Source organism: Nonomuraea ceibae, assembly GCF_019396325.1.
In the GTDB taxonomy this organism is placed as follows: domain Bacteria; phylum Actinomycetota; class Actinomycetes; order Streptosporangiales; family Streptosporangiaceae; genus Nonomuraea; species Nonomuraea ceibae.
This window is the reverse complement of the sequence record NZ_JAHKRO010000118.1, coordinates 1-26176: the sequence shown is the minus strand read 5'-3', so window position 1 is coordinate 26176 and position 26176 is coordinate 1. Positions and strand designations below refer to the sequence as shown.

General features: G+C 69.7%; 24 protein-coding genes and 5 pseudogenes. 7 read left to right on the top strand and 22 right to left on the bottom strand.

Features of this window, described 5'->3' with window-relative positions:
- Window positions 1-367: 367 nt before the first annotated feature.
- Together KME80_RS41410 and KME80_RS51170 are read right to left on the bottom strand one after the other, a co-directional pair.
- Window positions 368-1105: a formylglycine-generating enzyme family protein gene (locus KME80_RS41410; protein ID WP_219516303.1), complete on the bottom strand. Its 738-nt coding sequence runs from the start codon at window positions 1103-1105 to the stop codon at window positions 368-370.
- 143 nt (window positions 1106-1248) lie between these two features.
- A complete protein-coding gene (locus tag KME80_RS51170) occupies window positions 1249-1425 on the bottom strand; it encodes a hypothetical protein (RefSeq protein WP_246646604.1) in 177 nt (58 codons plus the stop codon).
- Between the two features lie 839 nt (window positions 1426-2264).
- Between KME80_RS51170 and KME80_RS52335 the strand changes: the two genes are divergently transcribed.
- Both KME80_RS52335 and KME80_RS41395 read left to right on the top strand, forming a co-directional pair.
- Window positions 2265-3617: a coiled-coil domain-containing protein gene (locus KME80_RS52335; RefSeq protein WP_219516301.1), complete on the top strand. Its 1353-nt coding sequence runs from the start codon at window positions 2265-2267 to the stop codon at window positions 3615-3617.
- A 352-nt stretch (window positions 3618-3969) separates the two neighbouring features.
- Complete coding sequence (locus tag KME80_RS41395; protein WP_219516299.1) at window positions 3970-4221, top strand: hypothetical protein; 252 nt, start codon at window positions 3970-3972, stop codon at window positions 4219-4221.
- 11 nt (window positions 4222-4232) lie between these two features.
- Here KME80_RS41395 and KME80_RS53445 read toward each other — a convergent pair whose 3' ends face one another.
- The 9 genes and pseudogenes from KME80_RS53445 to KME80_RS41355 form a co-directional block, all read right to left on the bottom strand.
- Window positions 4233-4352: a chromate resistance protein ChrB domain-containing protein gene (locus tag KME80_RS53445; protein ID WP_219516297.1), complete on the bottom strand. Its 120-nt coding sequence runs from the start codon at window positions 4350-4352 to the stop codon at window positions 4233-4235.
- A 5-nt stretch (window positions 4353-4357) separates the two neighbouring features.
- On the bottom strand, window positions 4358-5503 hold the full coding sequence (locus tag KME80_RS41385; RefSeq protein WP_219516296.1) for an MFS transporter: 1146 nt from the start codon (window positions 5501-5503) through the stop codon (window positions 4358-4360).
- Between the two features lie 76 nt (window positions 5504-5579).
- Window positions 5580-6074: a tyrosine-type recombinase/integrase gene (locus tag KME80_RS41380; RefSeq protein WP_219516294.1), complete on the bottom strand. Its 495-nt coding sequence runs from the start codon at window positions 6072-6074 to the stop codon at window positions 5580-5582.
- Between the two features lie 255 nt (window positions 6075-6329).
- On the bottom strand, window positions 6330-6458 hold the full coding sequence (locus tag KME80_RS52330) for a hypothetical protein (protein ID WP_281427427.1): 129 nt from the start codon (window positions 6456-6458) through the stop codon (window positions 6330-6332).
- 203 nt (window positions 6459-6661) lie between these two features.
- A complete protein-coding gene (locus KME80_RS41375) occupies window positions 6662-7594 on the bottom strand; it encodes an FAD-dependent oxidoreductase (RefSeq protein WP_246646602.1) in 933 nt (310 codons plus the stop codon).
- Window positions 7595-7623: 29 nt separating this feature from the next.
- Window positions 7624-7692: pseudogene (locus KME80_RS53440) on the bottom strand (hypothetical protein); the annotation flags it as partial.
- A gap of 51 nt (window positions 7693-7743) precedes the next feature.
- Window positions 7744-9006, bottom strand: a complete 1263-nt coding sequence (locus KME80_RS41365) for an MFS transporter (RefSeq protein ID WP_308126139.1) — start codon at window positions 9004-9006, stop codon at window positions 7744-7746.
- A 92-nt stretch (window positions 9007-9098) separates the two neighbouring features.
- Window positions 9099-9380, bottom strand: coding sequence for a hypothetical protein (locus KME80_RS41360; RefSeq protein ID WP_219516276.1), 282 nt, complete (start codon window positions 9378-9380; stop codon window positions 9099-9101).
- Between the two features lie 102 nt (window positions 9381-9482).
- The gene (locus tag KME80_RS41355) at window positions 9483-10370 is read right to left on the bottom strand and encodes a LysR family transcriptional regulator (protein ID WP_219516274.1); all 888 of its coding nucleotides are present in this window, start codon (window positions 10368-10370) and stop codon (window positions 9483-9485) included.
- A 119-nt stretch (window positions 10371-10489) separates the two neighbouring features.
- Between KME80_RS41355 and KME80_RS41350 the strand changes: the two genes are divergently transcribed.
- Window positions 10490-11485 (top strand): alcohol dehydrogenase catalytic domain-containing protein, encoded by a 996-nt coding sequence (locus KME80_RS41350; protein WP_219516264.1) that lies wholly within the window; start codon window positions 10490-10492, stop codon window positions 11483-11485.
- Between the two features lie 66 nt (window positions 11486-11551).
- Here KME80_RS41350 and KME80_RS41345 read toward each other — a convergent pair whose 3' ends face one another.
- Window positions 11552-12703: a CocE/NonD family hydrolase gene (locus KME80_RS41345; RefSeq protein ID WP_219516258.1), complete on the bottom strand. Its 1152-nt coding sequence runs from the start codon at window positions 12701-12703 to the stop codon at window positions 11552-11554.
- A gap of 63 nt (window positions 12704-12766) precedes the next feature.
- On the opposite strand from KME80_RS41345, the gene KME80_RS41340 reads away from it, so the two are divergent.
- Entirely contained in the window at window positions 12767-13207 is a 441-nt protein-coding gene (locus tag KME80_RS41340) for a M28 family peptidase (RefSeq protein ID WP_219516248.1), read from the top strand.
- Window positions 13208-13717: 510 nt separating this feature from the next.
- Here the strand turns inward: KME80_RS41340 and KME80_RS41335 are convergent.
- From KME80_RS41335 to KME80_RS41310, 7 genes and pseudogenes are all read right to left on the bottom strand, one after another.
- Window positions 13718-14884 carry a hypothetical protein gene (locus tag KME80_RS41335; RefSeq protein WP_219516240.1) on the bottom strand — a complete coding sequence of 389 codons (1167 nt, stop codon included), beginning with the start codon at window positions 14882-14884 and terminating at the stop codon, window positions 13718-13720.
- Entirely contained in the window at window positions 14881-15360 is a 480-nt protein-coding gene (locus KME80_RS41330; protein ID WP_219516232.1) for a DUF4365 domain-containing protein, read from the bottom strand. Before KME80_RS41330 ends, KME80_RS41335 begins: the two co-directional genes overlap by 4 nt.
- Before the next feature lie 58 nt (window positions 15361-15418).
- Window positions 15419-16441 (bottom strand): annotated as a pseudogene (locus KME80_RS41325) (LacI family DNA-binding transcriptional regulator).
- Window positions 16442-16474: 33 nt separating this feature from the next.
- Window positions 16475-16855 (bottom strand): hypothetical protein, encoded by a 381-nt coding sequence (locus KME80_RS52320; RefSeq protein WP_372455430.1) that lies wholly within the window; start codon window positions 16853-16855, stop codon window positions 16475-16477.
- Window positions 16838-16984: pseudogene (locus KME80_RS52315) on the bottom strand (DUF4982 domain-containing protein); the annotation flags it as partial. The pseudogene KME80_RS52315 and the gene KME80_RS52320, both read right to left, overlap by 18 nt.
- 15 nt (window positions 16985-16999) lie before the next feature.
- Window positions 17000-17227, bottom strand: coding sequence for a hypothetical protein (locus KME80_RS41315; RefSeq protein ID WP_219516228.1), 228 nt, complete (start codon window positions 17225-17227; stop codon window positions 17000-17002).
- A gap of 87 nt (window positions 17228-17314) precedes the next feature.
- A pseudogene (locus tag KME80_RS41310) lies at window positions 17315-18570 on the bottom strand (IS630 family transposase).
- A 114-nt stretch (window positions 18571-18684) separates the two neighbouring features.
- Here KME80_RS41310 and KME80_RS53615 point away from each other — a divergent pair.
- Window positions 18685-18863: pseudogene (locus KME80_RS53615) on the top strand (transposase); the annotation flags it as partial.
- Between the two features lie 281 nt (window positions 18864-19144).
- Here KME80_RS53615 and KME80_RS41295 read toward each other — a convergent pair.
- Window positions 19145-22162 carry an AfsR/SARP family transcriptional regulator gene (locus tag KME80_RS41295; RefSeq protein WP_219516226.1) on the bottom strand — a complete coding sequence of 1006 codons (3018 nt, stop codon included), beginning with the start codon at window positions 22160-22162 and terminating at the stop codon, window positions 19145-19147.
- A 168-nt stretch (window positions 22163-22330) separates the two neighbouring features.
- On the opposite strand from KME80_RS41295, the gene KME80_RS41290 reads away from it, so the two are divergent.
- Window positions 22331-23962 (top strand): FG-GAP-like repeat-containing protein, encoded by a 1632-nt coding sequence (locus KME80_RS41290; protein WP_219516217.1) that lies wholly within the window; start codon window positions 22331-22333, stop codon window positions 23960-23962.
- Window positions 23963-24028: 66 nt separating this feature from the next.
- Entirely contained in the window at window positions 24029-24481 is a 453-nt protein-coding gene (locus KME80_RS41285) for a M15 family metallopeptidase (RefSeq protein WP_219516210.1), read from the top strand.
- 1036 nt (window positions 24482-25517) lie between these two features.
- Here the strand turns inward: KME80_RS41285 and KME80_RS41280 are convergent.
- Together KME80_RS41280 and KME80_RS41275 are read right to left on the bottom strand one after the other, a co-directional pair.
- Window positions 25518-25922, bottom strand: a complete 405-nt coding sequence (locus KME80_RS41280; RefSeq protein ID WP_219516208.1) for a Tn3 family transposase — start codon at window positions 25920-25922, stop codon at window positions 25518-25520.
- 13 nt (window positions 25923-25935) lie between these two features.
- A partial coding sequence (locus KME80_RS41275; RefSeq protein ID WP_372455428.1) for a transposase occupies window positions 25936-26176 on the bottom strand: 241 nt, incomplete at its 5' end.

The following is a 26176-nucleotide window of genomic DNA, read 5'->3' as shown; positions in this document are numbered from 1 at the left end:
GGGCCGGACTCCACCACGCGGTCCAAGCCGTCGCACACATGCACAACCTCGCCCTCACGGCATGAGCACCACTGCCGCAGAACGCACTGACCAGCTCATACACGCACTTCTGCAACAACTTTTAGGCATTGACGACCTGGTCGAGCATTGGACAGTCATGGAACACGTAGCGGATCAGTCGCTGGGGAAGTCTCGGTCGTGTCCCTCTTATGACTACGGCGCTGATTTCCGGGGGCCGGGAGCCGGGAGGAGCTTTTACATAGGCGCGCACTGATCTCCTCGCCGAGCGCAGCGGTGAACGGGCCGGCCGCAGGCCCATCGAGGAGAGCACGATCACGGGGAGGGTGCGGACGCTCCCTGTCGCCGCTCAGCCCGAGGGAGCCGCTACGCGAAAGCCCATGCCGATCGCCGCCAGGTCCCGCTCGTAGGCGCCGTGCCGGCGGGCGCACCGGGCCAGGTCCCGGTCGTGGCGGAAGGCGCCGCCCCGGCTGATGTGCGGGTCGAAGGCCCAGTCCTCGCTGCTCGGCACCTCCGCCGGAGCTCCCCGGTAGGGGGCGTAGAGGGTGGCGGTCCACTCGTCGGCGTTGCCCGCCATGTCCAGCACGCCGTACGGGCTGGCGCCCTCGGGGAAGGAACCGACCGGCGTGGTGGTGCCGACGCCCAGGTCCACCAGATTGGCCAGGCCGGTGCGGTACTTGTCGCCCCAGGGGAACTCCCGGTCGTCGTCGCCGCGGGCGGCGCGCTCCCACTCGTCCTCGGTGGGCAGGCGTACGCCGAGACCGCCGAGTTGCCGCCCCAGCCACCGGCAGTACTCCGCCGCGTCCTTCCACGTGACGCCGATGACCGGGTGGTCCGCCGACGCCTGCGGCACCGGCCTACCGGTGGCCTGCGCGAAGCGCGTCCACTGGCCGACGGTGACCTGGGTACGGGCGATCCGGAACGCCGGAATGTACAGCTCCGTGCGCGGGGCTTCCTTCCGGTACCACTCCACCGGAACCCCGGTGCCGGCGTAGCGGCGCGCCACCTCGTCCACCTCCTCGGCGGGCGTGCCCCGGAGCAGCCTTCCGGCCGGGATCTCGACCCAGTCCACCTGTTCCACCCGCATGACTCCTCTGCCGCCCGCTCGAAGGGCTCCCATCATCGATCCGGCGCCGCGGACGCGCATCCGCCGATGGGCCCATACCGACAGCGACCTTGGGCCTAGGACGTCCGTTCTCGCAGGTGAGGCCCGTAGTGCCTAGGAGTGCGTCAGCTCACGGCCTTTCTGACGAGGTTGGTGATCGTCGTTGCGGCTTCGTTGCTCAGCTCGGTCACGGCGAAGGGCGTGGGCCACAGGCCGCTGTCATCGGCGAGGTCGGCTTCGGTGGTGAAGCTGAAGGTGGAGTAAGGCTCTTTGTCCAGGTGCCCGCTACGGAAGAAGCACACAAGCTTCCCTTTTCGAGCGTAGGCCCGGTTGGCCGTACCACAGCTTCGGCGACTGCTGTGGGGCATTGGTGGTGACGATGGCGTGGAGGCGTTCTGCCACCGCCCGGTCCGACGGCTCCATCTCCGCGATCTTCGACAGCACGTCGAGTTCCTCGGCGGTCGCCTTGTCGCCACGACCGTGGCCCGCCTCCTTCAGTTCCGCGGCGCGCCCTTTTGGCAGCTCGTTCTTCCTCGGAGAAGCCGTCCGTGCTCGCCTTGCTCTGCGTGGTCATCGCTGTCACTCTCCCGGTCGTTGTCGGCGTGAGGTGCTTGTGACGCTAGCCGTGCCGCAAGAACTGACGCTTCTCGATTTTCGATCGTGTGAGGCGCAACGGTGGCGCGACCTCGCTGAACCCGGCGCGCCGAGCATGGTGGGCGACATACCGGCGATATACCGCGACCAGGGATCACGGTGCGGTCCTCCCCCGCATCCACCTGGTGGGTCCGGCACAGCCAGTGCGCCGCTGTTCTACGCTGCATCGCCTCGATGACCGGGCCCAAGGCACGGCGCCGACGTACTTCCGCCTCTTCTCCTGAACGGCGTGGAGCGATCCGCAACCCCGCCCGCCCCAACCTCAGGCGCTCTTCCGAGGTCGAGGCAGCAGGCGGGAATCCCGCTGACAGCAGGTGAGAAACCGCAGGCCAGAAAGATGGGGACTCTCACCTCACGAGCCTGATCGCCAACTCATCTCACATAAGCAGAATTGTGTGAGAGTATTGCATGGCGCATGTATCCATATCCGAACCGTGCGATAAGGATCGGATGCGGATCGGATATTGCTCTGCTAAAGTTCCTGAGCATGATCGAGGGAAGCGAGCAGGCCGGGCCGGGCATCGGAACCGGCGAGGAGATCCCGCAGCCGGTTCAGGGTCAGGTCGAGGAGGCGGTGGCCGTCGGGCGCGCCGCACAGACCCGCGCCGCTGGGCGGCGGCCCTGCCGCTACTGCGGCGGCGCCCTGCCCGCCGGCAAACGCGCCGACGCCCTGGACTGCAGCGACGATCACCGCCGCCGCTACAACCGCGAACGCGTCGCCGCCGCGCCGCCCGACCGCGACAGCGGAGAGGTCCGCCTGGAACACGCCGGGGCCGTGCTCGGGCCGCTGACCGACCAACTGACCGCCACGACGGCCGCCCTGCGCGCAGCGCTGGACGAAGCCGTCACCGACGCGCTGAACGAGGCCCGCGCCGCACGCGCCGACGCCGACCGCGCCCGCCGCGAGCAGGCCGAAGCCGGCACCCGCGCCGAGCTGGCCGAACGCCGCGCCCAAACCGCCCGCGAAGCACAGCAGGCCGCCGAACAGGCCGCCCACCAGGCCAGACAGGAGGCCGGCAGCAAGGTCTCCGAGGCCAAGGAGGACGCCCGCGCCGCCTGGGCCCAGACCGCCGAGCACGAACGCGCCCGCGGCGCCGCCGAACAGGCCCGCGACGACGCCCTGAACGAGCGCGACCGCGCCACGGCGCAGCTCCAGGCGAAGACAGCCGAACTGGAGGAGGCCCGCCGCGAGCTCGACCGGCTACACGCGGCCGTCGAGGAGCAGGCCCGCCAGGCCGACGCCCTTCGCACTGCGGCCGCCGACGCCGAACAGCGCGCCCGCGACGCCGAGACCGCTCGCGAACGCGCCGAGCACGAAACCCTTCAGGCCCACGCCCGCGCCGAGACAGCCACAGCACACGCTGACGCCGCCCGCGCCGAAGCCGCCGAGGCCCGCCTTGCGCTGGTCGCCGCCCAGGGCGAAGCGGCTGCCGCCGCACAGCTACGGGCCCGCGCCGAGGACGAGCTCCGCCAGGCCCGCGCCGAGCACGACACCCAACGCGAGCGCGCCGCCATCGCAGAGCAGCGAGCCCGCGCCGCCGAAGCAGAACGCGAGCGCGCCACCGAGCAGACGCAGGAGCTGCACGACCGGCTGACCACCGCCCAGGCCGCCGCCGGGCTGGTGCTGCCCGAACTGACCGACCTCAGCAGCGACCACGGTGTCGGGGTTCGCGGCGTCACCCTGCCCGACGCCGGCATCGACGTTGCCCGGGACCCGGACGGCGCCGTGGTACTGCACTTCCAAGACCAGGAGATCCGGCTCGGCGACCCGCAGCACGTTCCAGCTCGTGGGCGAACCCTGGCCGCCGCGATCCTGGCCGCCTCCTTCCAACGCCCCTGAACGCTCCAGCAGGCACACGGATCGGTCGGGCGGCATCGCAGGCGGAGAGCTCGCGGGCGGGCCGGGTGCTGGTCGAGCAATCGCCACACTCCGCCCGACCCCGACCCGGGGCGGCGGTGCCGGACTGCTCCTGATCCGCACCCTGTGGGGCGAAGTCCGGGTGGAACACGAGCCCGGCCGTGCCCGGCTGCACCTGCGTATGCACACCAGTCCCGGCGCGCCCGTGAAGCCCGGCCGGGTTGCGACGCGCGGCGTAACGTCACGCGCGTGACCGTGCGCCCTGTCCCCAGTGGTCGACGCATGTTCGGCTGATCGCCAGGCCAGGCCGCCGGGAGCGTCGTACGGTCAGGACGTGGCCACTATCCGCTCCGTTCCCCCAGCTCCCCCGGCACCAGAGGCCCGTTCGGCGCCTGAGTCCCGGCCGCCCCGCGACCCGGTCGACGTCGCCGTCGACGCCTGCACCCGCTTCGCCGCCCACCTGGTGCTGCTGTCGCACCAGCTCGGCGAGCACGGCCTGGACGACAGCGAGCGCGAGCGCCTGGCGGCCGCGCTGGCCATCGCAGAACGGGCGCTGGACGTGGCGACCGAGACGGCCTGTCGCTAACGAAGCTGTCATCAGGTCCCCATCGTCGATGTACCTATGCATCTACGATGCGCCGGGGCGCGAGAGTCGATGAAGCGGCGGATCAGCCAGGGCCAGGCGATCCGGTCGGTCTGGGGCCGGGTCCTGGTCACCTAGATCACGATGGGCCCCCAGTGGGGAGTTCGACGCGGCGGAAGATCCGCCACAGGGTCAGGTCGTAGAGGGTCTTGGCGGTCCCGGCGATGAGGAACGGCCAGGCCAGACCGAGGGGCTGCAGCAGCCCGGCCAGCGCGGGACCGGCGGGCCGGGTCAGGTAGCGGGCGGTGTTGGTGACGGCGGCTGTGGTGGTGCGCTCGGTGGCCGGGACCATGGCCATGACGTAGGCCTGGCGGGTGGGCACGTCCATCGAGGACAGGCAGGCGCGGGCCAGCAGCAGCCCCGCCGCCACTGGGAACCCTGGGGCGAAGGCGACGCCGATGAGCAGCAGGTTACTCGGCAGGTGGGTGAAGACCATCGTGTTCAGCAGCCCGATTCTGGCCGCGATGACCGGCGCGAGCAGGAAAGAGGCGGTCTGCAGGACGGCGCAGCCCGCGAGCAGCAGCCCGATGCTCGCCGTGCCAGCTTGGTAGTGGATGCCCAGCCAGTAGGCCAGGTAGGACTGCACGACGAAACCCCCGGCCAGGCTGTCCACGGCGAACAGCGCCGCCAGCCGGACCACGACCGGGCGGGGCCGGACCGGTGCGGAGACCTGAACCGAGGCCACCTCGAGCGAGGCGGGAAGTCGCAGGGCCAGCAACGCGCCAGCCACGCCCACGGCCAGCAACACAGCGCCGAGCAGCGACCGCGAGGGCGGGAGCGCGCCCAGCAGCGCGCCGGCGGCCCCGGCGGTGGCGGCGACGGCGTTGTAGAGGCCGAAGCCGCGCACGGCCACGCCGCTGCCATCCAGCATGACCTGCTCCACGGTGGTGAACGGCCCGGATTCGACCACCTCGACCGACAGCGCGCCGGACAGGGCAGCCAGGCTCAGCAGCCACACCGGAGCTCCGACCGCGATCAGCAACCCGCACAGGGCCAGGGCCAGGTACAAGACGGTGTAGGAGCGGCGACGGCCGAACCGGTCGCCCCAGCGGGCCAGGGCAATGCTGGCCAGCGCGCCTCCGGCCATCACGGCGGCCAGCACGAGACCGACTCCGGCGGCCTGCAGCCCCTCGGCCCGCAGCAGCGTGGCGAGCTGGACGGCGGCCAGTCCGTACGCCAGACCGCGTAAGGCCTGCGCTGCGAAGATCAACCGCGCGGCACTCACGCGAGCTTCCTGCCGTCCCACTGCCATCCATCAGGCATATCGATCTCCTTGCACTCAGTTTCTCGAAGGTTCGCCCTCACCGCTTGCGGGCGGCAGGATCGCGTCCAGCCTGCCAGCGCCCGAGAGCTTCACTCGAGACCCGGGCATAGCGGGCCAGCGAAGCGACCGAGGTGTGCCCGGAGAAGGCGAGCAAGGTGGAGGTGTTGGCCCCATCCTCGGCCGCGTGGGTCAGCGCCGAGTGCCGTAGTTGATGAAGCGTCCAGCCGCCGGTGGCCTCCTCGAACAGCTCAGCTGCCCGCCGATACGACAGTCGCGCCTTCCCACTGCGACTGTCGATGTCGGCCGGCGGCAACTCCACCCGTGCTCGCCGGTCGGTGGTGAACACCGGCCCTGACCTGCGTCCACCTATCAGACGGGGCAGCAGCCGGGCGGTGCCGGTGCGCCACACGATCACGTCCACCGCGCCGCCTTTACGCCGCACCCGGGCCTTTCGGTTACGCAAGTCCAGTTCCTCGACATCGAGCGCCAGGACTTCGGAGGCCGTGCCGCGGACTCGTACAGCAGCCGCCACAAGGTCCGCTCACGAAGCGCAATCCCTTCCCGGCCAAGCAGCTCGGCGACCTCGGCACGGTCCAGCGGCCTCGTACGGTCGACCTCGACCGGGCGGCGCTTGAGCCGACGCAACGGGTCCTCGGTGATCCAGCCTTGATCCCGCCACCACCGACTCGCCGAGGACAACGCGTTCAGCCGGGCGTTGACGGTGGCCGCCGAGCGCCCCCCACTGTTCGATGAACCAGGCAGCGACCCGGTCGGCCGCCCCTTCCCCTTAAAGCGAACTCACCGGGGTGTAGGAGCCGAACTTCTCGGTGAGGGCACGCAGCGCCGTGGCGTAGGACCGGGCGGTGTTGGGGTTGGGCACTCCGGCCAGGAAGCCCTTGACCGCGTCCTTGAGCACCGGCGTGGGCCGTTCGGCCTGATCTTGTGGACCACTCCCACGACACCTGCCGAGCGAGGGCATTCCTCCAGGACGACATCGACGCTATCGCAGATATTCGGCAAGTATCTGCGATCAATGGCGCGCGAATAGGCACGACGCGAAACCGCACCGCGATGACCTGCGCGGAGACGGCTTAGCGCACGATCCGGTTCGGATGTTCCTCAGACCCCGTTGATGCGGCGCAGCAGCCTTCCGGTGGGGTGTCCGGCCTGGTCGAGGACGTGCAGGCAGTCGCGCCAGGCGGCGACCGGGTTGGTGAGCGGGTGGCTGCCGCGCGGGATGGCGATGGTCTCGCCGGCGGAGTCCTTGTCGGTCTTGGAAGTGCGGATGGTGACCTCGAGGCCCTCGGCGACCTCGCGTACGTCGTCGCGTTGCAGGGCGACGAGTTCGCTGCGGCGGCCCATCAGCCAGGCCGAGCACGAGCAGCAGCCGGTCACGGCGGCCGATGGGCGTGTCCAGATCGCAGGCGGACACCATGGCGCGCAGCGCGTCGATGGTGATGGGCGGGGCTTCGCGCTGGCCGCGGCCGCCGGTTCGGCGCGATCGCGTTTGTAGGCGCGCAGCGCCAGGCGGGCGGATTCGGTGGCGGGCTGGCCGGGATGGCCGGCGACGCGGTGCATGGTGTTGCCCGCGGCGAGCTGCGCCAGTTCCGCCTCCAGCGCGCCCTGGAAGTCGATGCTCGCCATGGCGAGCGCCGGCGGGATCGCCAGCACAACCTGGCCGGCGTTCAGGTCCCCGGCGGTCGTTCGCACCTCGACCGTGCCGCCGTTCGGGCGGATACCGGCGACCGAAGTCGACAGCCGCACCACAGTATCCGGGAGCTGGGCCGCCAGGCCGGAGGTCAGCGCCGCGGCGCCCGGCCGATAGCGGTGGGCGGGCACGTCGATCGGGTTGCCGGTGACCCGCTGGGCGCCGGTGGGATGCTGCGCGAGCGCGTCGCACACGAGGTGCTGGTCGAAGACGGCGACGTCCAGCCGGGCGGCGAGTGCGGCGACGCGCGGTTCTCCGTCCCAGAACCAGGTGACGCCCAGGTCGAGCCCGTCGTCGGTGGTCGCCAGGCGGCCTCCGGTGCGGTCGCGCGCCTCCAGGCACACCGTGTCGAGCCGGCTGCGTGCAGGGCGGCCGCGAGCGTGAGGCCGGCCGCGCCGGCGCCGACCACGACGACGTCGTGCTTGGAGGTGGAAGGTGCCATGTGCGCCCCTTTCTGGGCCGAGATGACGGTACGGGTCAGGACTGGGGCCGGTCACGTGCTCTGGCGGGCGAGGACACGGCCGGCCATGAGGACGCTCAACGGGACGAGCGCGACCAGCGCCAGCAGGGACAGCGTCGAGAAGCCGGTGACGGCCAGCAGCGGCCCGGACGCGAACGCCGCGGTCGCGCCGCACAGGTTCGACAGCGCGTCGACCCCGCCCTGGGAGGAGGCGCGGGTCTCAGTGGACACGGCGGCGTTGAACAGCGCGGACCCGGCCACGTTGACGAAGGACCAGCCGACGCCCAGCAGGATCAGCGAGGTGATGATCCAGCCGGTGTCGCCGGGTCTGGCGGCGCCGATCACGAGTGAGGCGGCCAGGACGCCGAGCCCGGCGGTGATCGCGGGGCGGTGGCCGTGGCGGTCGGCGATCAGGCCGACGAGCGGGGCCGGGGCGTACATGCCGACTATGTGCAGGCTGATCGTGATGCCGACGAGGGTGATCGAGCCGCCGTGGTGGGTGAGGTGGACGGGCGTCATCGTCATGATCGCGACCATCACCACCTGGGCGGTGAGGATGGCCACCACCGCCACGCGGGCCCGCTGGTTGACGCGCAGTTCGGCGAGGACCTGCCGGACGCGGCCTGGCCGCTTGCCCGGCGACGGCGGCGCCGGCCGGCCGAGGGTCAGCAGCGGGTCGGGGCGCAGCCACACCCACACGACGGTGCCGGCGGCGGCCAGGCAGAGCGCGGCGATGAGGAACGCGGCGGCGTACACGGTCAGGCCGGTGGCCGCGCCGATGATCTCGCCGGGCACGCCGAGGTTCGGGCCGAGCACCGAGCCGAGGGTGCCGACCCAGACGATCAGGGCCAGGGAGCGGGCCTTGTGGTGCGGCTGGGCGAGGTCGGTGGCGGCGAAGCGGGACTGCAGGCTCACCGCCAGGCCGACGCCGATCAGCAGCAAGCCGGCGAACAGCGGCACGACCAGGCTCCACTGCGCGGCGGCGACCAGCACCGCGCCGCCGGCGGCGGCCGTCCACCAGCCGCCAGCCAGGGCGACGCGACGGCCGCGGCGGGCGGCCAGCGTGCCCAGCGGCAGGCCGAACAGCGCCGCGCCGAGCGTGCTCGCGGTGCGGGCCAGGCCCGCCCAGGCTTCACTGTCGGTTACCGCGCCGGCCAGCAGGATGCCGATCGAGGGTGCGACGCCCACTCCCACGGTGCCGACGATCTGCGCGACGACCAGCACGATCATGGTGCGCCGCTGGACGGCGTCGATCGCCGGGGCGGGCGTCGCGGGGCCGGCGAGGGGTTCGGGCACGGTAATCCTCTTCTGCGCGATGTTGCTCGGCGAACGCGTCGCCGTCGGGCACGTATCCGGCCAGGGTGCGTGCCCCGGTCGGGCCGCCCGCGTCAGGCGGTCTCGTAGACGCGCACGTCCGGCGCCGCGTTCAGGTACGGCTGCAGAGAGGTGACGACGTCCTGGGCGAACAGCTCGGTGGACAGGTACGCCCGCGCATCCGCGACGCTGGCGAACCCGTGCAGGACCTGCACGTCCTCGTCGCGCACCAGCAGTTCCTTGCTCTTGGCACCCGCGGCCGTGTCCAGGAAGGGCTGCTTGTACTGCTGGTAGACGCCTGCGGCGGCGGCACGGTTCTCCGCGCTGACGTCCAGGGTGATCTGAAGATAGGTCATGGTTCCTCGCTTCGGGGTGCGGTGGCCGACGTGAGTCCCGTGGCCATGCGCCGAAGCTATGTCCCAAACCGTGCGGCCGGTAGACCGGCGACGCGAATACGGCTATAGGCGCCGGTTATCGCTGAGCGCGTCGACGAGCCAGCTCACGTCGGCGGCATAGCGCGCGGTGGGGTCCCACACGGCCTCGTAGAACAGCTCGACGGGTAGGCCGTCGTCCAGCAGCGGGCGCGCGGAGAGGCCGGCGTCCGTCACCTTGGACTCGGGCAGGATGGCCGCCCCCAGCCCGAGACCGACCCACTGCTCCAGCACCTGGTAGCCGCCGGCCTCTCCCGGATAGGCGCGCAGCGGCAGGTCATGCTCGCGAAACAGGTGGGTGGTGAACCGGGTCAGGCCGCACGCATCGGGAACCAGGATGAACTGCGCATCGGCGGTGTCGTTCAGCTCCACCGCCGACGACGCCGGTGCGTGAGCGTCGATCACGACGACCGGCTCGGAGTGGATGACGCGGTGCTCGAAACGGGGCAGCGGGTTCACCGACGGGACCAGGATGATGTCGAGCTCGCCTTCGGCGAGCGCGGCGTGCAGGTCGGCCATGTTCGCCTCCCGCAACACCAGATCTCCCGGAACCGGCAGCCGGCGCACGGCGCCGAAGGCCCGCGCCACCAGGTCAGGGCTGATCAGCGGCGACACGCCCAGACGGATGCGAGGCGCCTCCGGAGCGGCGATTCGCCGCGCCTCGGCGGTGATCGCATCGACCGCCGACAGGGCGGTGTCGATCAGCGGGATCAGACGTGCCGCCTCGGCGGACAAGGTCACACCGCGGGTGGTCCGCTCGAACAGCCGCACCCCTAGGCGCTCCTCCAGCCGGGCGACCGCGTTCGACAACGCGGGCTGGGTGATCCCGTGAGCGCGCGCGGCGGCCGAGAACGACAGGGCGTGCGCCACCGATCGCGCATACCGCAACGCCTCCAGGTTCAGCCGCTCAGCCATAACCGGAGGCTATCACCCGATTCACGTCGCCCCCCTACCCCGGCCCATCCGGCCAGCCATATTGTCCAGGAATAAGCGTTGGTAGAGGGGAAGCATCTGTGTCGACCAGGTTCCGCCGCATGGCGATCACCCAACCCGGCGGCCCTCTTCGCCCCATCGAGGTGGCGATTGCTGACCCGGAACCCGGCTGGGTCAGCGTGAGGGTGTCCGCCGGCGGGGTGTGCGGCGCCGACCTCGGCACCGCCGGCGCCGCCAAGCCCGCCGGGGGCTTCCCGATCACCCCGGGACACGAGATCAGCGGTGTGATCGACACGATCGGCGCCGCCGTCAATGGATGGCAACCGGGTGATCGGGTCGCGGTCGGCTGGTCCGGCGGCAGCTGCGGTCACTGCCACCCGTGCCGCACCGGCGACCAGGTGCACTGCCGGCAACGCCGCATCCCCGGCCTGTCCTACCCAGGAGGCTGGGCCGACACGGTCACCGTTCCCGTCGACGCGCTCGCCCGCATCCCCGACAGCCTCAGCGAGGCCGACGCGGCACCGATGGGCTGCGCAGGCGTCACCACCTTCACCGCGATCCGCGACGCCGGCCTGCCGCCGGGCTCGCGGGTCGCCGTGTACGGTCTCGGCGGCCTCGGCCACCTCGCCGTGCAGTTCGCCGCCCGCATGGGACACGAAGTCGTCGCCATCGCCCGCGGTACCGGCCGCAAGCACGACTCCGCGTCCTTCGGCGCCCACCACTACCTCGACGCCACCGCACCGGATCCGGGCCGGGCCCTGGCGCGACTCGGCGGCGTCGACCTCATCCTGTGCACGGCGCCCGCCTCCGAACCGATCAGCACGCTGCTTGACGGCCTGCGCCTGCGCGGACGGCTCACCCTGATCGGCATCGACGGCGGAGCGGTCAAGATCCCGGTCGCGCGGCTGGTGATGAACGCGCAGACCGTCACCGGCCACCTCACCGGCACCCCCGCCGACATCGAGGACACCATGCGCTTCGCGACCGCCCACGACGTGCGACCGCGCCTCGAACGCCTGCCGCTCGACCAAGCCGACCTCGCGGTACGCCGGCTGCGCGACGGGCAGGCCCGCTACCGGCTCGTACTGGAGCCCTGACCCCGCACAACGGGATCGCCGAGCCGATCCAGGAGCGTGAGACGTCATCGCGGTTGCCCTGCGGGGTTACCCGAGCCGCCCCCTGACCGGGAGTCGGAGGACCGCGCGACCGTGCAAGGTCTGCCGCGCGGGTCGAGACCGTGACACGTGCCACGGGTCCTCGTTGTTGCCCGGATGCACGAGGTAGAGCGGGAAGCAGGAGCTGCTGATGGCCAAACGCAGGCGGTGCCCGGGACGTATCCAGTAGGCGGTGTCGCCGAGGCGCCCGCGTACCCGGGCTGGGCCGGACACCAGTTCGGCCCCCTCCAGCACCATGTGCGCCCGCCCGGAGGGGTAGACGTCGAGCAGCCGGACGATCACGTGGGTGGACGGTGCGTCGGCGTCCACGCTCAACACGACCTCCGCCGGGCCCACGATGTCGAACGGCGTGTCCTGGGCCTCGCTCGTGAAGGTCGCCACGTCGTCGCGGGCATGGATGGCCTGCTCGTCCGGGAGGCCGGAGAGCTGGCTCCATTCAACCTCGGCCAGGTAGGGAACCGGGTTGGGCGGGTTGTGCGTCCAGGTGACGGGCGTGGCCGGGCCGTCCGGTTTGGGGCGCAGTGCGCCGCCGTCGGCGCCGGCGAGGGCGCGGTCCCCTGCCGCCAGATGCAGTTCCACCAGGGTGGTGTCCCCTGTGGGCCAGCGGTCGGCGAGCTGCCAGCCGGAGTTCGCGACGCGGTAGCGCACGCGGGGAGCCCGCCACCGGCCCGGGCGGCCCGACAGGTAGTGGTCGAGGAACTTGATGGGATCGTCCAGCATCCTGGGCAGATAGCGGGCCAGCGCGTCGTCGTCCACCTCGTGGTCCTCGTACGGGAGGCCGTCCTCGCACAACTCGAAGTCCTCGTGATCGGTCGCGTTCATGCGGAGGAACTGGTGCGCGGCGGCCGGTGAGGTGCCGGTCCAGTGCCAGGCGTCGAGCTGGCTGCGCTGGAGGTTGTCCCACCAGCCGCCCATGTGCAAGGAGGCCATGTGCGTCGCGTACTCGGGGAGCGCGTCGAGTCCAGCGAGTGGTTCGGTCGGCAGGACCGCGCCGTCGAGCATGCCGGGCGTGGTGAACGTGTGCAGGACCCACTCGTACAGGGGAAGCTTGGGCACCACGGCGGGCGAGAACATGTCCATGAACCGCGAGCCGGTGACGCGCGGCACGATGGCCCGCAGTGCGGGGTGGCCGCTCGCCACCGCGGCCCACTGGGTGAAGCCGTAGTAGGAGTAGGCACACGGGTTCCGGCCACATCCCGCACAGTGATCGGTTATCTACCCGGCCGCAGCACCGACACCATCATGATCCAGTCCCACCATAACGCCGCATGGGACGGCGGCGTCGAAGACGCCTCAGGCACCGCCGAAGTGCTGGCGCTGGCCCGCTATTACAGCCAGGTCCCGCAAGAACACCGGCCCAAGACCCTGATGTTCGTCCTGATGGACAGCCACTGGACCGGCTACCAGGCCCACGAGCACTTCGTCGAAACCTTCATCACCAACCCGGCCACCCCTCATCGAATCGTCGCCAACGTCACCCTGGACACATCGCCAGGCAAGCCGAGATCGGACCCGATGGACAGCTTGAAATCCACGACCTTCCCGAATACCACGCTGATTTCGAAACGTCAGCGCTCCCCTGAAGACCGTCATCGACGACGCGATCACCCGACACGACCTCCAGCGGACCATCCGCCTGCCTAGCGACAAGCTGGTCCCCTGATCGGCGAACTCCCCACCGACGCGGGATTCGTCTACGACGCCGGAATCCGCACCATCAGCTTCATCATCGGCCCCCTCTACCCCTACGACAAGGCCGACACCATCGACAAGGTTCACAAGTCCGATCTGGCCCCCGTCGCCGAAGCCTTCGCTGACATCATCGACCACCTCGCGATCACACCCAGCGACCAGATTCCCGCCTGATCAGCTCGGGGCATATCACTCCCGGGCCGCTTGAAGTGGCAACCCCGTCGGCCTATCTGGCCTGGACGGACTGGCGGTGGTGCCCAGCGTTCCGCTGCCCCACCTGGGCTGGATGAGCTGGGGGCTCGATCATGCCCCTGCTGGTCTCACGCGCGGATCGCCGGCCGGCGCCGTCATCATGGCACTTGCGCTGGAGGGGCTATCCGACAGACACCCTGCTCTACTTTGCGCCAGGCACTCTCACCGTGCTCAGCGGCTTATCGTGCTGCTGCGCTTCAGATCCGTCCGCTAAGCCGACCGAGGTTCTGCGCTCATCTCCAGCGGGAGGTAGTCATCGACCCTGAAGAGGTGCACCCTGGGCATGGAGAGCGTGCCGGCACCGCTCTTCACCATGGGGCCGGTGACGATGACCCGGAGCTTGAGGTCGTGAGCTTCTATCGCAGTGTGGTAGGCGTCTCCGCGTAGAACTATTTTGACCGGCCGAATGCGGCTCCCCACGAGCGCCTTTACCTTGACGACGCCTTCTTCATCATCCGGGTCGCGATCGAGGGAGCTGACGAAACCGTAGATGACGGTGTCCTCCACGCGCACCTGGTCGCGGAGGAGATGACCGATCTGCCGGATCGTCTCCGCCGCCTCCTGCGGGAATGCGACGGTGTCGCCGCCGGCGCGAGGCGGCGCCGCAGTCAGGGCCCATTGGAAGGTGATGTCCAGGTCGCTGGCGTTCGGTGCGGAGACCATCGTGGCCAAGGCAGCACACGCATCGGCGGACAAGCCGGCGACCACCGCGCGGTTCAGGTCCTCCTTGGGAGGTATGCGTTCTCGGACGACAGCCAGTTCGTGGATCTCCCGTAGAACGTCTGCCATGATGCCCGTCACCCGGCGCGGGAAGAAGTTGAGCTCCGACTGCACGTCGATAAGTGGCTCCTGCTCCCCCTCGATAATCACGGGCTTCATGACGCCGATCGGGCTGACGATGGGGATGACGAAACTGCCTTCCCTGGTGTGGCCCATGCCCACGTGATCGGCGTATTCGCGTGCTCTCAGCGGCTGTGAACGACCGTGATAGGAACGGCGGTGGATGGCCGAACAGGCATTGGCGACAGCGAAGGACCTCGCCCCCTGCAGCAGCCTCGCGGCTTCAGTGAGCGGAACACGTGACAGATCCTCTTCGAACTCCAGGTCGATGACGTCATCCTCGACATAGCGAAGTTCGGTGGCGATGTCCTCTGTTCTGGCGCCGCGTTCTCCGGCGATGTCATCGATGAAGTTTCTGATCCTACGTGGATAGTCAGAGGCTTGGCGATTGAGTGGAATCAGGACTTCCCACGAATCTCTCGCCCATAACTCCATACGCGGGAGCGGCTTACCTTGATAATTCCAGGAGTTCGCTCTCAGATAGGCGCGTAAGCCTGCCGGGGTGACCTCTGAAGCCAGCGCATCAATATTGATCACAGCCCGCCCCTTGCCTTGCGCATGAGCTGGTCCAGCGATGCGACCGTCAACCGGTTCGCTCGGGCCACCTGAACGGACTTGGTCGCTTTGTTGCTGGTGGGCTTCAGCGTCGACATGCTGGCGTAGTAGCCGCACCGGCGCAGTTGCAACCCGTCCGTGCCGCAGCTCACCCAGTCCGACTTGAGCGACGGAACTTCCACCACAAAAAGGAAAGCGGGCACGTTTCTACCGGGATCGCTCAAAAGGTTGTAGGTACGCGTATCAAGAGGATAGGCGATATGGTCGCCTATCACATCCGGCTCATTCGTACACTTCATCTGCACGTCTATTCGCAACGCTCTGTCGCGCAGCTCAAGGTCGACCCCGAAGTGGTCAACATGGACGACTGTCACAGCATATCCCGCAGCGTAGGCCAGCGCTTCAACATAAGCGACGCTGAACCATTCCTTACATGCGGAAATGTCCAAGTTGCCCACGCTGGAACGCTACCGTCGGCAGAAGCGAATGTCATTCCATGCAACAAGATCGTGACCATCACCACATTTCGAGCTCTCCTGAGCCCATCTTCGGATGTCCGAAAACCGACGTCCGAACCGCTGTGCTGTGCTTCGTGATCAGCAGCGGCTTGATGACGCGTCGCTTCAGCGTCATCGGCTGCCCACTCTCCATCCGATCCAGCAAAAGCTCGAAGCCCTGCCGGCCGACTGACTCGAAGTCCGGCCGGACAGTGGTCAAGGGGGGTGAGAAGAACGCCGACTCGGGGATGTCGTCGAAACCCGCGAGGCTGACTTAAGCGGGGACCTTCACTCCCGCCTCCGCGAAGGCTCGCAGCACGCCCAGTGCCATCTGGTCGTTGGCCGCGAAGACGGCGGTCACTTCCGGCTCGCGCAGCAGGCGGCGTCCCGCTTCGTAGCCCGATCGCGGGCTCCAGTCGCCCGGCAGCGGCTCCGGCGTGCTGCAGCCGGCCGCTGCGAGGGCCGTGCGCCAGCCTTCCACCCGGCTCGTCGCCTCCGGCCAGTCCGGTGGTCCGCTGACGTGCCACACCGTCTCGTGTCCCAGCGCGAGCAGGTGCTCAGTCACCGAGCGCGCGCCTGCCACCTGATCCACGCAGGCCACCGGCGCGTCCGCGGTGGGCTCGCCCTCGATGACGACCACCGGTATGCCCGCAGACGCCGCACCGGCCAGTCGCCGCGGGCTGGCCACGATGATTCCACCGACGCTCTGGTCGGTCAGGTAGCTCAGAGCCTCCTGCATCTCCTGGCGATCGAGGGTCTTCAGGGTGACGATACTGATGAAGTAGCCGGCTGCCCGGGCCGCCTGCTCGACGCCGTAGAGGGTGCTCGCGGGTCCGTGAAGCGTGGCGCCGAAGACGACGGCTCCGAGCGTTCGGGAACGCCGGGGAGCCAGGGCGCGGGCTAGCATGTTGCGGCGGTAGCCGAGCCGTTCGACCGCCTGCAGCACTCTGACCCGCGTCTCTTCACGCACGTGCGGGTGACCGTTGAGCACGCGCGAGACCGTCTGGTGGGAGACGCCGGCGGCCTCTGCCACATCGGCCATGACCGGTGAGCGGCGATCGGGGTTGCGCATCGCTCAGGCGCCGCCGTCGAGAGTGACCTCGGCCGGCTCGCAGCCTTCGGCCGTCACCCGGACGACCGTTCCCGAACCGTTGCGTCGTACGATCGCGAGGGCCCGCCCGTCGAACGTCGCGTGCCGGGCGGTGCCGTACGTCTGGCGAGGAGCGGGGTTTCCGCTGCCCAGCGCCGCGAGCTCGGCGGGGCCGGTGATCTCGATCTCCACGTCGCGATCCGTGCCTGTGAAAACGGTCCCTGCCGTGTCAGCGATCGCGATCCGGGCGAACAGGTTTTGTGGCGCCGTGTCCTCGACTGTGACTGCCAGGCGCGATTGTCCGGTGGCCGTCGTGAGGCTGAAGGTCTCCGCCCGGACGCCGTTCCTGACGGCCGTCGCCGTCAGCGTGCCGGGCTCGAAGGGGACGTCGAACAGCGCGGTGCAGCGGTTCGCCTGGCCCCCTGCCGCGGAGCCGATCACCTTGCGTTTCAGGGCGAGTTCCACCTGGTCCGCGTCGCTGTAGAATTCGACGCCGAGCGTCCGGCCCTCCTAGCTGGGCCAGGTCCAGCTGCCGATGCTGTCGCTCCACGCCCACGGCCCGGCGGACAGGGTCTTGCCGTCCTTGGCCGGACGCCGTACCGCGATGTAGGGGGTACGGCGCAGACCGAAGACGATCTCGCGGTAGTAGGACGCGGGGGTTGAGCAGCATGCGAACGGAAAGTCGCGGTAGCGGGCTGGGCGGAAGCGCCTTGGCGTGACATTCCGTTCCGAACTCATCTGGGCGACGCGAACGTTCGGCCTTCGGGGAGGATCGGATCGAATTTTTGCGGTATGCCATCAGGGGCTTGCATCCGGTACCTAGTGTCATCCGCCTGAAATTCGTCGGCAATATTTGGCGAGGGATTCGAGGATCTCCTCGGCAGTCTTGTCCAGATGAACGGTTTCGGGTCGGCGTTCCAGCGGTCCGACCAGGCTCGGATGTCGTCCTCCAGCGCCTGGACACTCTTGTGTACCCCGCGGCGGATGAGTTGGTCGATCAGGTAGCCGAACCAGCGCTCAACCTGGTTGATCCAGGAGGAGCCGGTCGGAGTGAAGTGCATGTGGAAACGAGGATGACGGGCCAGCCACGCCTTGATCGCCGCAGTCTTGTGGGTGCCGTAGTTGTCGCAGATCAGGTGGATGTCCAGCTCGGCCGGCACGGTCTTGTCGATGGTGACGAGGAACTTCTTGAACTCGGCGGCGCGGTGCTGGCGGTGCAGTTCGCCGATGACGGTCCCGTCGGCGATGTTGAAGGCGGCGAACAGGCTGGTGTTGCCATGACGAACGTAGTCGTGGGTGCGCCGCTCCGGCATGCCCGGCATCATCGCCCGTCACCGGTGGGAGCGATCCAGCGCCTGGATCTGCGACTTCTCATCGACGCACAACACCACCGCGCGTTCCGGAGGGTCGTGATACAGCCCGACCACGTCGACGACCTTCTGGCGCGAACAGCGGATCGGTCGACAGCTTGAACGTCGTCGTGCGGTGCGGCTTGAGGTCGAAGGCCCGCCAGATCCGGCCGATCGTCGACTCCGGCAGTCCGCTGCGCCGCGCCATCGAGGCGCGGGTCCAGTGGGTGGCGCCGGCCGGCGTCTCCTCCAGCGTGGCCACCACCACCCGCTCGACCTGGTCCAGGCTGATCGACGGCGGGCGACCCGGGCGCGCGCCTCATCGTTCAGCCCGTCCAGCCGCAGGCGCAGGAACCGGTGGCGCCATTTGGAGACCGTGTCCGGACGCACCCGCAGCTCAGCAGCGATCTGCTTGTTGTCCTTACCGTCGGCGCATCCCAGCACGATCTTCGCGCGCCGCGCCAAGATCTGAGCAGACGTGGCCCGCCGCGCCCATCGCTGCAACACCGCCCGTTCGGCCTCCGACACCGTCATCTCCGCCTTCGGTCGGCCCGTGCGCACCTCGTCGGCCAGCGCCTCCAGCCGACCCCGGGCGAAGGCCGCACGCCACTTGCGCACCGTGCTCTCCGCCAGGCCTAGATCCAACGCCACCTGCGCAGTGCTGATCCCCGGTTCTGCACAGGCCAGTACGATCCGCGCCCGTACCGCCACCCTCGACGACTCCGCTGACATGCCGATCAGCCGAGCCCGCTCACTGGCCGATAAGTGGATCTCCACTGCGGACGGTCCTGGATGCGCCACAACCAACACCATACGGACTTATCTGGCGGGTTTCAGGCGGATGACACTAGCTACCTGCTCGGGGTCTCCACCCGGCGAGTGGACAAGCTGATCGAGCAACTCGGCATCCGCACATCTCCGAAAGCCAGGTCTCCCAGATGGCCAAGACGCTGGACGCCCAGGTCGAGGCGGTCCGCACCCGCACCTTGGACGCGGGCCCGTACACCTTCGTCTGGCTGGACGCCCCTCGCCATCCGCCTGTATTTGCGTCACCTGAATAGAGCCTACGGTGACGAGTCAACCGTCACCGTAGGAGAGACGGCCGCGTCCTCGCTCCCTCGGCCACCAGGAACTCCTCACGAGTCATGGCGTCGGGCTCCGGTAAGGCCCGGAGTCATCGCGTTCGGGGACCCACCGCACGGTGCCGGATCGCCGTCTTTCATCGCCCATGTGATGCGTAATCAGGAAGGTATCGCCGGTAGGTGATGCATTGAGATCCTACAGCTGCCCCACGCAACCCAAGGAGCTATGACGCCTCTGGCGACCGGCGCCGCGAGCGGGCGCCGGTCCAGCGGTCGCGCCAGGCGGGCAGCTCGGTGGCGTCGCGCGTGCCGTACCGGTCGAAGATGTCCTGCGCCTCGTCCCAGACGCGGCGGGCACAGTCCGCATCGGTGCGCAGAGTATGGGCGGCGCCCAGGTCGCGGAGGGTACGCGCCCGCCACAGCAGATGCCGGAGCTCGTCCCAGACGTCGAGGGCCCGGTTGAGTTTGGTGATCGCCTCCTGGGGCCGGTAGGCGGCCAGGTTCAGCTCGCCGAGGGTGCGCAGGCCCAGCCCGGTGCCGACCCGGTCGTGGAAGCGGGCGGTGGAGGCGACCATCGCCCGCAGCGGCGGCTCGGCCTCCGCCAGGCGGCCCTGGCGGATCCACACCTTGGCCAGCGCTTGGGAGGTGTAGTTGGCCAGCACTCCGTCCCCGGTGACCAGTATGAGCCGGTGGGCGCGCTGGCAATAGTCCTCGGCGGCGGCAAGATCACCGCGCGCCCTGTGGACCAGGCCGATGCCGCGCAGCGCGAGCCCCTCCCCCCGACGGTGACCGATGTCGTGGTAGCGGGCCAGCGCGTCCTCCAGGCTGGCGATGGCCAGGTCGTCGTGCCCGAGCTCCCGGTTGGAGAAGCCGATCCCGTACAGGGCGTGGGCGATTCCCTCGGCGTCGCCCAGCGCCGACAGGGCGGCCAGGGCCTGCTCCATCAGGGGCAGTGCGGCGTGGTGCTCGCCGACCTCACGGTAGACGGTGCCGAGGCCGTTGAGCGCGATGGCGGCGCCGCGCGCGTCGGCCTCGGACTGGAAGAGCAGAAGCGAAGCGCGGAAGCGGCGTTTGGCCTCGTCGAAGTCGTCGCCGTTGTAGGCGAGCTGGCCCAGCCCGCACTCGATGACGGCCTCCGCCCTGCGGTTGCCCTTGCTCCTGGCGACGGCGAGCGCCGCCGTGTGGCTTCTGCGCCATCCGGCGAAGCGGTTGGCGCCGCCGAACGAGGTGAAGATCAGCGTGTCTGCCAGGGCGCAGGCGTGCGTGTCGAGCCCAAGCTCGGCGGCCCGTTCAACGGCCACGATAAGCGCGGACTCTGCGGCGGCGAACCACTGTTCGGCGTCCCGCCGCTCCTCGAGGGACATGACGGGCACCGGCCCGCCGAGGCGAGGCAGGGCGAGCGGGAGTTGCTGGGCCAGACCCGCACACAGGGCCAGCATCTTCTCCAGTGCCCGCTGCACGGCCGCGATCAGCTCGGGCTCGGAGATGGTGTCGATCGCGCGTTCCTTGGCGTACAGGCGGACGAGGTCGTGCATCCGATAGCGGATCAGTCCGCCTTCCCCTGCCAGCGGCTCGACCAGGCGGGCGTCGACGAGCTCCTCGACGATCTCCTCGGTCTGCGCGTGCGGCAGGCCGAGGAGCGCCGCGGCCACCATGAGGTCGAAGTCGGGCGGGTCCAGGTATCCCAGGAGGCAGAACGCTCGCAGCGCTGGCGGCCCTACCTCGCCGCAGCTTGCGCTGATCCCGGCACGGACCCCGAGGTCGCCGATCGACAGCTCGTCCAGGCGGCGGCGCTCGTCGTCGAGCCTGCGCACCAGCCGCGTGAGCGGCCAGTGCGGCTTACCCTGCAGTCGCGCCCCGACGACCCGGATGGCCAGCGGCAGCCGGTCGCACAGGGCGACGAGACCACGCGCCGAGTCCGGCTCGGCTGCCACCCGGTCGGCGCCGACGATGGCGCGCAGCAGGTCGAGCGACTCGTCCTCGGTCATCTCGGCCAGCTCGACGACCGCCGCACCCGGCAGTCCGTCGGGCCGCCGGCGGCTGGTGGCGAGGATGGCGCAGGTGCCGCTGCCGGGCAGCAGCGGCCGGATCTGCGCGGCGTCGGCCACGTCATCGAGCACCACGAGCACGCGCCGCGAGGCGAGAGCCAGCCGGTAGATCTCGATCTTGTCTTCCAACGGCAGGCTCTCGTCGTGCCCCTCGGCTCGCAGCAGGCGCAGCAGCCGGTCGAGCGCTTCGGCGGGCGTGACGGGCCGCGCCTGCGCGCCTCGCAGAGCGATGTGGAGCTGACCGTCCGGGTAGCGTTCACGCAGCAGGTGCGCGGCCCTGACGGCGAGCGTGGACTTGCCGACACCACTACGGCCGGAGATGAACACGATCGGCAGCGCGGTACCGTGCTCCGGCCCCCCGGCCGCGGCCAGCACGCGGGCCAGTGCGGCCGACGCGCCGGTGAAATCGGTGATATCCGGCGGAAGCTGCGACAGGCGAGAGGGCGGCGGGCTGTCCTGCTGCAGTTCGGCGTCGTAGCGCAAGAGGCCCGCATGCACCTCGCGCAGCCAGGGGCTGGGGTCGACGCCCAGTTCGTCCCTGATACGCTCGGCGGCCGCCGAATAGGCGGCCAGCGCCTCGGCGTGCCGGCCGCTGTGGTGCAGGGCCCGCAGGTGCTGGCCGATGAGCCGTTCGGCCAGCGGGTGCTCCACGAGCAGCGGAGCGAGCATGCCGACGACCTCGCCGCCCCGGCCGAGCCGTAGCGCGCTCTCGGCCCAGTCGGCGGCCATCGCGAGCCGCTGCTGCTGGAGATTCTGCCGGTAGCGCTCGGCCCACTCGCCATGGATGCCGGCCAAGGCCGCGCCTCGCCACAGGCTGAGCGCCTCGCCCAGGAGCGCCGCCCGTTCCTCATCGTCACCGGCCTCCGCGGCCTGGTCCGCCAGGGTTCGTGCCCGCTCGGCGTCTATCGCGCCGGGCGGCACGCGTAACGAGTAACCACCGGCGACGCGTTCGAGCGAGACACCCTCAACTCCGGCGAGCAGATTGCGCAGGCGGGCCACGTACACGTACAGGGAGCTGCGCACGGAACCGGGCGGCGACTCACCCCACACCCGGTCGATCAGCGACTCGACCGTGACCAGCCGCCCCGCGTCCGCCACCAGCGCGGCGAGGACTGTGCGTTGCTTGCTGGCGCCGAGGGCGAGCACGCCGTCGCCGGCCTCGACGGTGACGGGGCCCAGGATGCGAAGAATCACCCGGCCATCCCATCCCTTCCGCCGCTGGGACGGCAAGCCCGGGCAAGGTCCGGGCAAGAATCTGGCAAGGTTGCCGGCGGCCCGAGCCCCGTCGGGGCGGCAAGAATTCGGCAAGCCGGGTCCCCGACTCTCGGTGGCACAAGATCCGAGAATCAACGGGAGAAAGCCATGCGTGGCACCAGATTAGCCCAGCTCGTGCTGGCGGCATTCGTTTCCGGGGCGCTGCTGGCCGGCCCGGCACAGGCGGAGCCGCCGACGCCGGCCGTCCCCCCGGCGGAGGTCTCCGTCGCCGACGCCTCCTTCACCCGCGAGGGCATCGTCGCCCTCGCTCACCAGCAGGTCGGTAACGGCTGCGGAGCTTACCCGGGGGCCTGCTCGGTGGCGTGGTGCGCGGTGTGGGCCAAGTGGGTCTGGGGCGGCGCTGGCGTACGCGACCTCGACGGCCTGGACGCGTGGGCGGGGAGTTTCTACGAGTATGGCAAGGAGCGCGGCCTGGTGCGCGACAAGCCGCAGATCGGCGACGCGGCGCTGTTCACGCCGGACGATAACTGGGAGAACGGCGTACCGGGGCAGCAGTTCGCCCACGTCAGCATCGTGGTGGGGGTGCGCGCCAATGGCGCCGAGATCCAGACGGTGGGTGGCAATGAGTCGAACTCGGTGCAGTTCCGCAACTGGTTCAACTGGCGTACGCAGGGCACCAACGGTCCCGCCAGAGCCTTCGTCAGCCCGGAGGGGCTGGAGGAGGAGTGGCAGACGAGCGCGTCCAGCCAGGTGCGCGCCGACTTCAACGGCGACGGCCGCGACGACGTCGGCCTGTTCTACGACTACAGCGGCACGGCGGCGGCCGTGTTCACGATGCTGGCCAGGGATGACGGCTCCTTCGCAGCGCCCGTCAAGCGCTGGCAGGGCGATCACTGGGGCAACAACACGAAGAGCATGACCGCCGGCGACTACGACGGCGACGGCCGGGCCGACATCGCCCTGTTCTACGACTACGCCCACAGCGCCAAGGCCGCCGTCTTCACGCTGAAGGGCAACGCGGACGGCTCCCTCGGCGCACCGGCCAGGCGCTGGGAGAGCGACACCTGGGGCAACAGGACTCAGGGCATCACCAGCGGCGACTACAACGGTGACGGCAAGGCCGACATCGCCCTCCTCTACGACTACTACGACACGTTTAAGGCCGCCGTGTTCACCCTGAACGGCAACGCCGACGGCTCGCTCGCCGGGCCGGCGAGGCGATGGGAGGGCGACACCTGGGGTGACCGCACCAAGGGCATGACCAGCGGCGACTACGACGGCGACGGCCGGGCCGATATCGCCCTGTTCTACGACTACGCCGACGGGCCGCAGGTGGCGCTGTTCACGCTGAAGGGCAACGCGGATGGCTCCCTCGGCGCACCGGCCAGGCGCTGGGAGAGTGCCACCTGGGGCGACAACACTCAGGCCATCACGAGCGGCGACTACAACGGCGACGGCAAGGCTGACATCGGCCTGCTGTACAACTACGACGACAGCCCCGAGGTGGCCCTGTTCACGATGAACGGCGGCGCCGGCGGCTCGCTGGCTGTGCCGGTCAAGCGCTGGGGCACCGACACCTGGGGGAACCGGACCAAGGGCGTCACCAGCGGCGACTACAACGGCGACGGGCGCGCCGACGTGGCCCTCGTCTACGACTACGACGACAGCCCGGCGGCCGCGGTGTTCACCCTCAGCGGCGGGTCCGGTGGGGCGCTCGGCGGCGCGGTGAAGCGCTGGCAGAGCGACACCTGGGGCAACGGCACCAAGGCGATGGTCTGACACCACGGCGGGTGAGGCGGGGGCCACGCGGTCCCCGCTTTCCGCGTTCTCCCCAGGAAGGATGCCATGCGGCAGATCATCCCTCTGTCGGACCTGGCGGTGACCTCCGTCGAGGTGGCCGAGTGCGGAGAGGAACTGGTGGACCTCGGCGATGGCGAGCTGGTGCGCGCCGGTGTGGCCGGCCGCCTGTCACGGGTACGGGCGGCCCTGCCGGACGGGCTGCGCCTGCTCGTCGTGGGAGCTTGCGGTTCGGCCGGCGCGGCCGTCGACGTGACGCTGTGCTCGGCGGCAAGGGAGGAACTCGACATGGGCACCCCGGTGCGCGCCGCGGGGGGAGACGCCTGCCACACGACAGCGCTGCGGCTGTCCGACGCGGCCGTGCGCAACCGGGAGGTGCTCATCCGGGCGATGACGGCGGCCGGGTTCGTCAACTACCCGGCCCGATGGTGGCACTGGTCGTACGGAGATCGCTACTGGGCCTACACCCTCGGCATGCCGTCCGCCCGGTACGGTCCCTAGAACGCGTCCGCTGACCGGCATTCGGGTCGCTTGCTCGGGAGGTGCCGAGGTGCCCTGCATCGCCGCTCGAGCATCCGTCAGGCGACGCTGGTGGCCCTGCTGGCAGCTGTCCTCGGGAAAGTCGTGCAGGGCATATTCGGCCGCGATCTCGGGGTGCAAGGCTATGCCGCCGGCCGCGCGGACGAGGTCCATCAGCGCCCGCCGGTGGCCGATCGTTAGGCCGTCGATGCGTAGCTGTTGTGGGTCAGGTGAGCGACATGGCCGGAGATCTCGTATCCCTAGAATGCCGATGAGCGAGATGTGGCCGCCGGCCGCCTGGATCGAGCGGGCGAGATGGTGCGCGCCCGGCAGTACCCAATAGCGGGGTTCGATGGGAGGGGAAGAGCACCACGATCTCGGCCATGCCGGCGAGAGCGATGGCTTCCTCGGTGTTCTGCATCACAGGGTCACGCTCGACCGTGCCGCCGCGGCGGGTCTCGCGCGGAACGTAAGTGCCTGTTTTTGGACCCTGCAATGGATCTTGTAAGCCGTCATGGTCGCTCGCCGTGCGGCGAGGTGGTGGAGTGGGTGGGCACCTGCACCGAGGAGGAGAGCCGTGGTGCGATACCCAGAGGTGCTCTGTCTCAGTTGCGGCAGCGCCGACACGATGCGCGTGCGACTCCTGGGCGTCTCTGACGAGGCCGAACATGATCGGCTAGCTGCTCTGCCGGTTGAGGCTGACCTATGGCGTTGCCTGCGATGCGACAGCACCTTCGCGCCGCACCCTGTCCGGAATGCGGCTCGTACAAGATCGAAGGTGCCAACGGAGTTTGCGGCCAGCCTTTCGAGCAATCCAAGCTCGCCGTGATGTGCTGGGATTGCCGAGCAGAGTTTCCGGCACACAGCACCGTTGTCGCCAAGGGTTACGGCGGCTGACAGCAGTCCAGACGCCCGCGCCGGACGGCTCGCGCCAACCGACGCCGGTTTGTCCGAGCGGCTCGCGGCCTTACCGACCACGCCGACAGGCTGCCCCGGCGAGCCGCCCCAGAGCTCGATGTCATCGCGACTCACCGACCGAGCCGCTGATCGGCAGGCGGGCCGCCATGTTCAGCCGCACTTCGCTGTTGGGGCGCGCGTGCAGCCAGAACAGCGGGGTCAGGCCGCGCCGGTCGGCAGGGGTGAGCAGGTCCGCCCACTGCTGCTTGGCAAGCACGTCTTGCAGCATGAGGGTGTTGACGTAGACCAAGGCGGCTTGCAGGATCCGCAGGCACAGCGTGGTCATCTCCACCTCCTCGCGTCGGTTGGTGGAGATTTCCCCGCCGCGGCCGCAGCAGATGACGGCGTTGGCGCCGTTCCAGGCCTCCACCACGTTCAGGCCCTCCTCGATCTCGCCCTGCAGGCCGCGATCACACAGGTAGCGGGCCACGAAGATGGTGCGCTGGGCGCGGCCGATCTCCAGCATCGCCTTAGAGCGCCTAACGCAATGAAGTGAGGCGCCGCCAGCAGATGAGGCTGCAGGCCAGCTTGAGGAAGGCCTCGTGGCTGTCGGCGCGGATCTCCCAGCGGATGCGCAGGCGTTTGAAGGCGTACAGCAGGGCGAAGGTCTGCTCGACGACCCAGCGTTGCTTGCCCAGGCCGGAGCCGTGCCCGGAGCCGCGGCGGGCGATCAGCGGGCGGATCTGCAGCTCGCGCACCAAGGCACGGTACTTGTCGTGG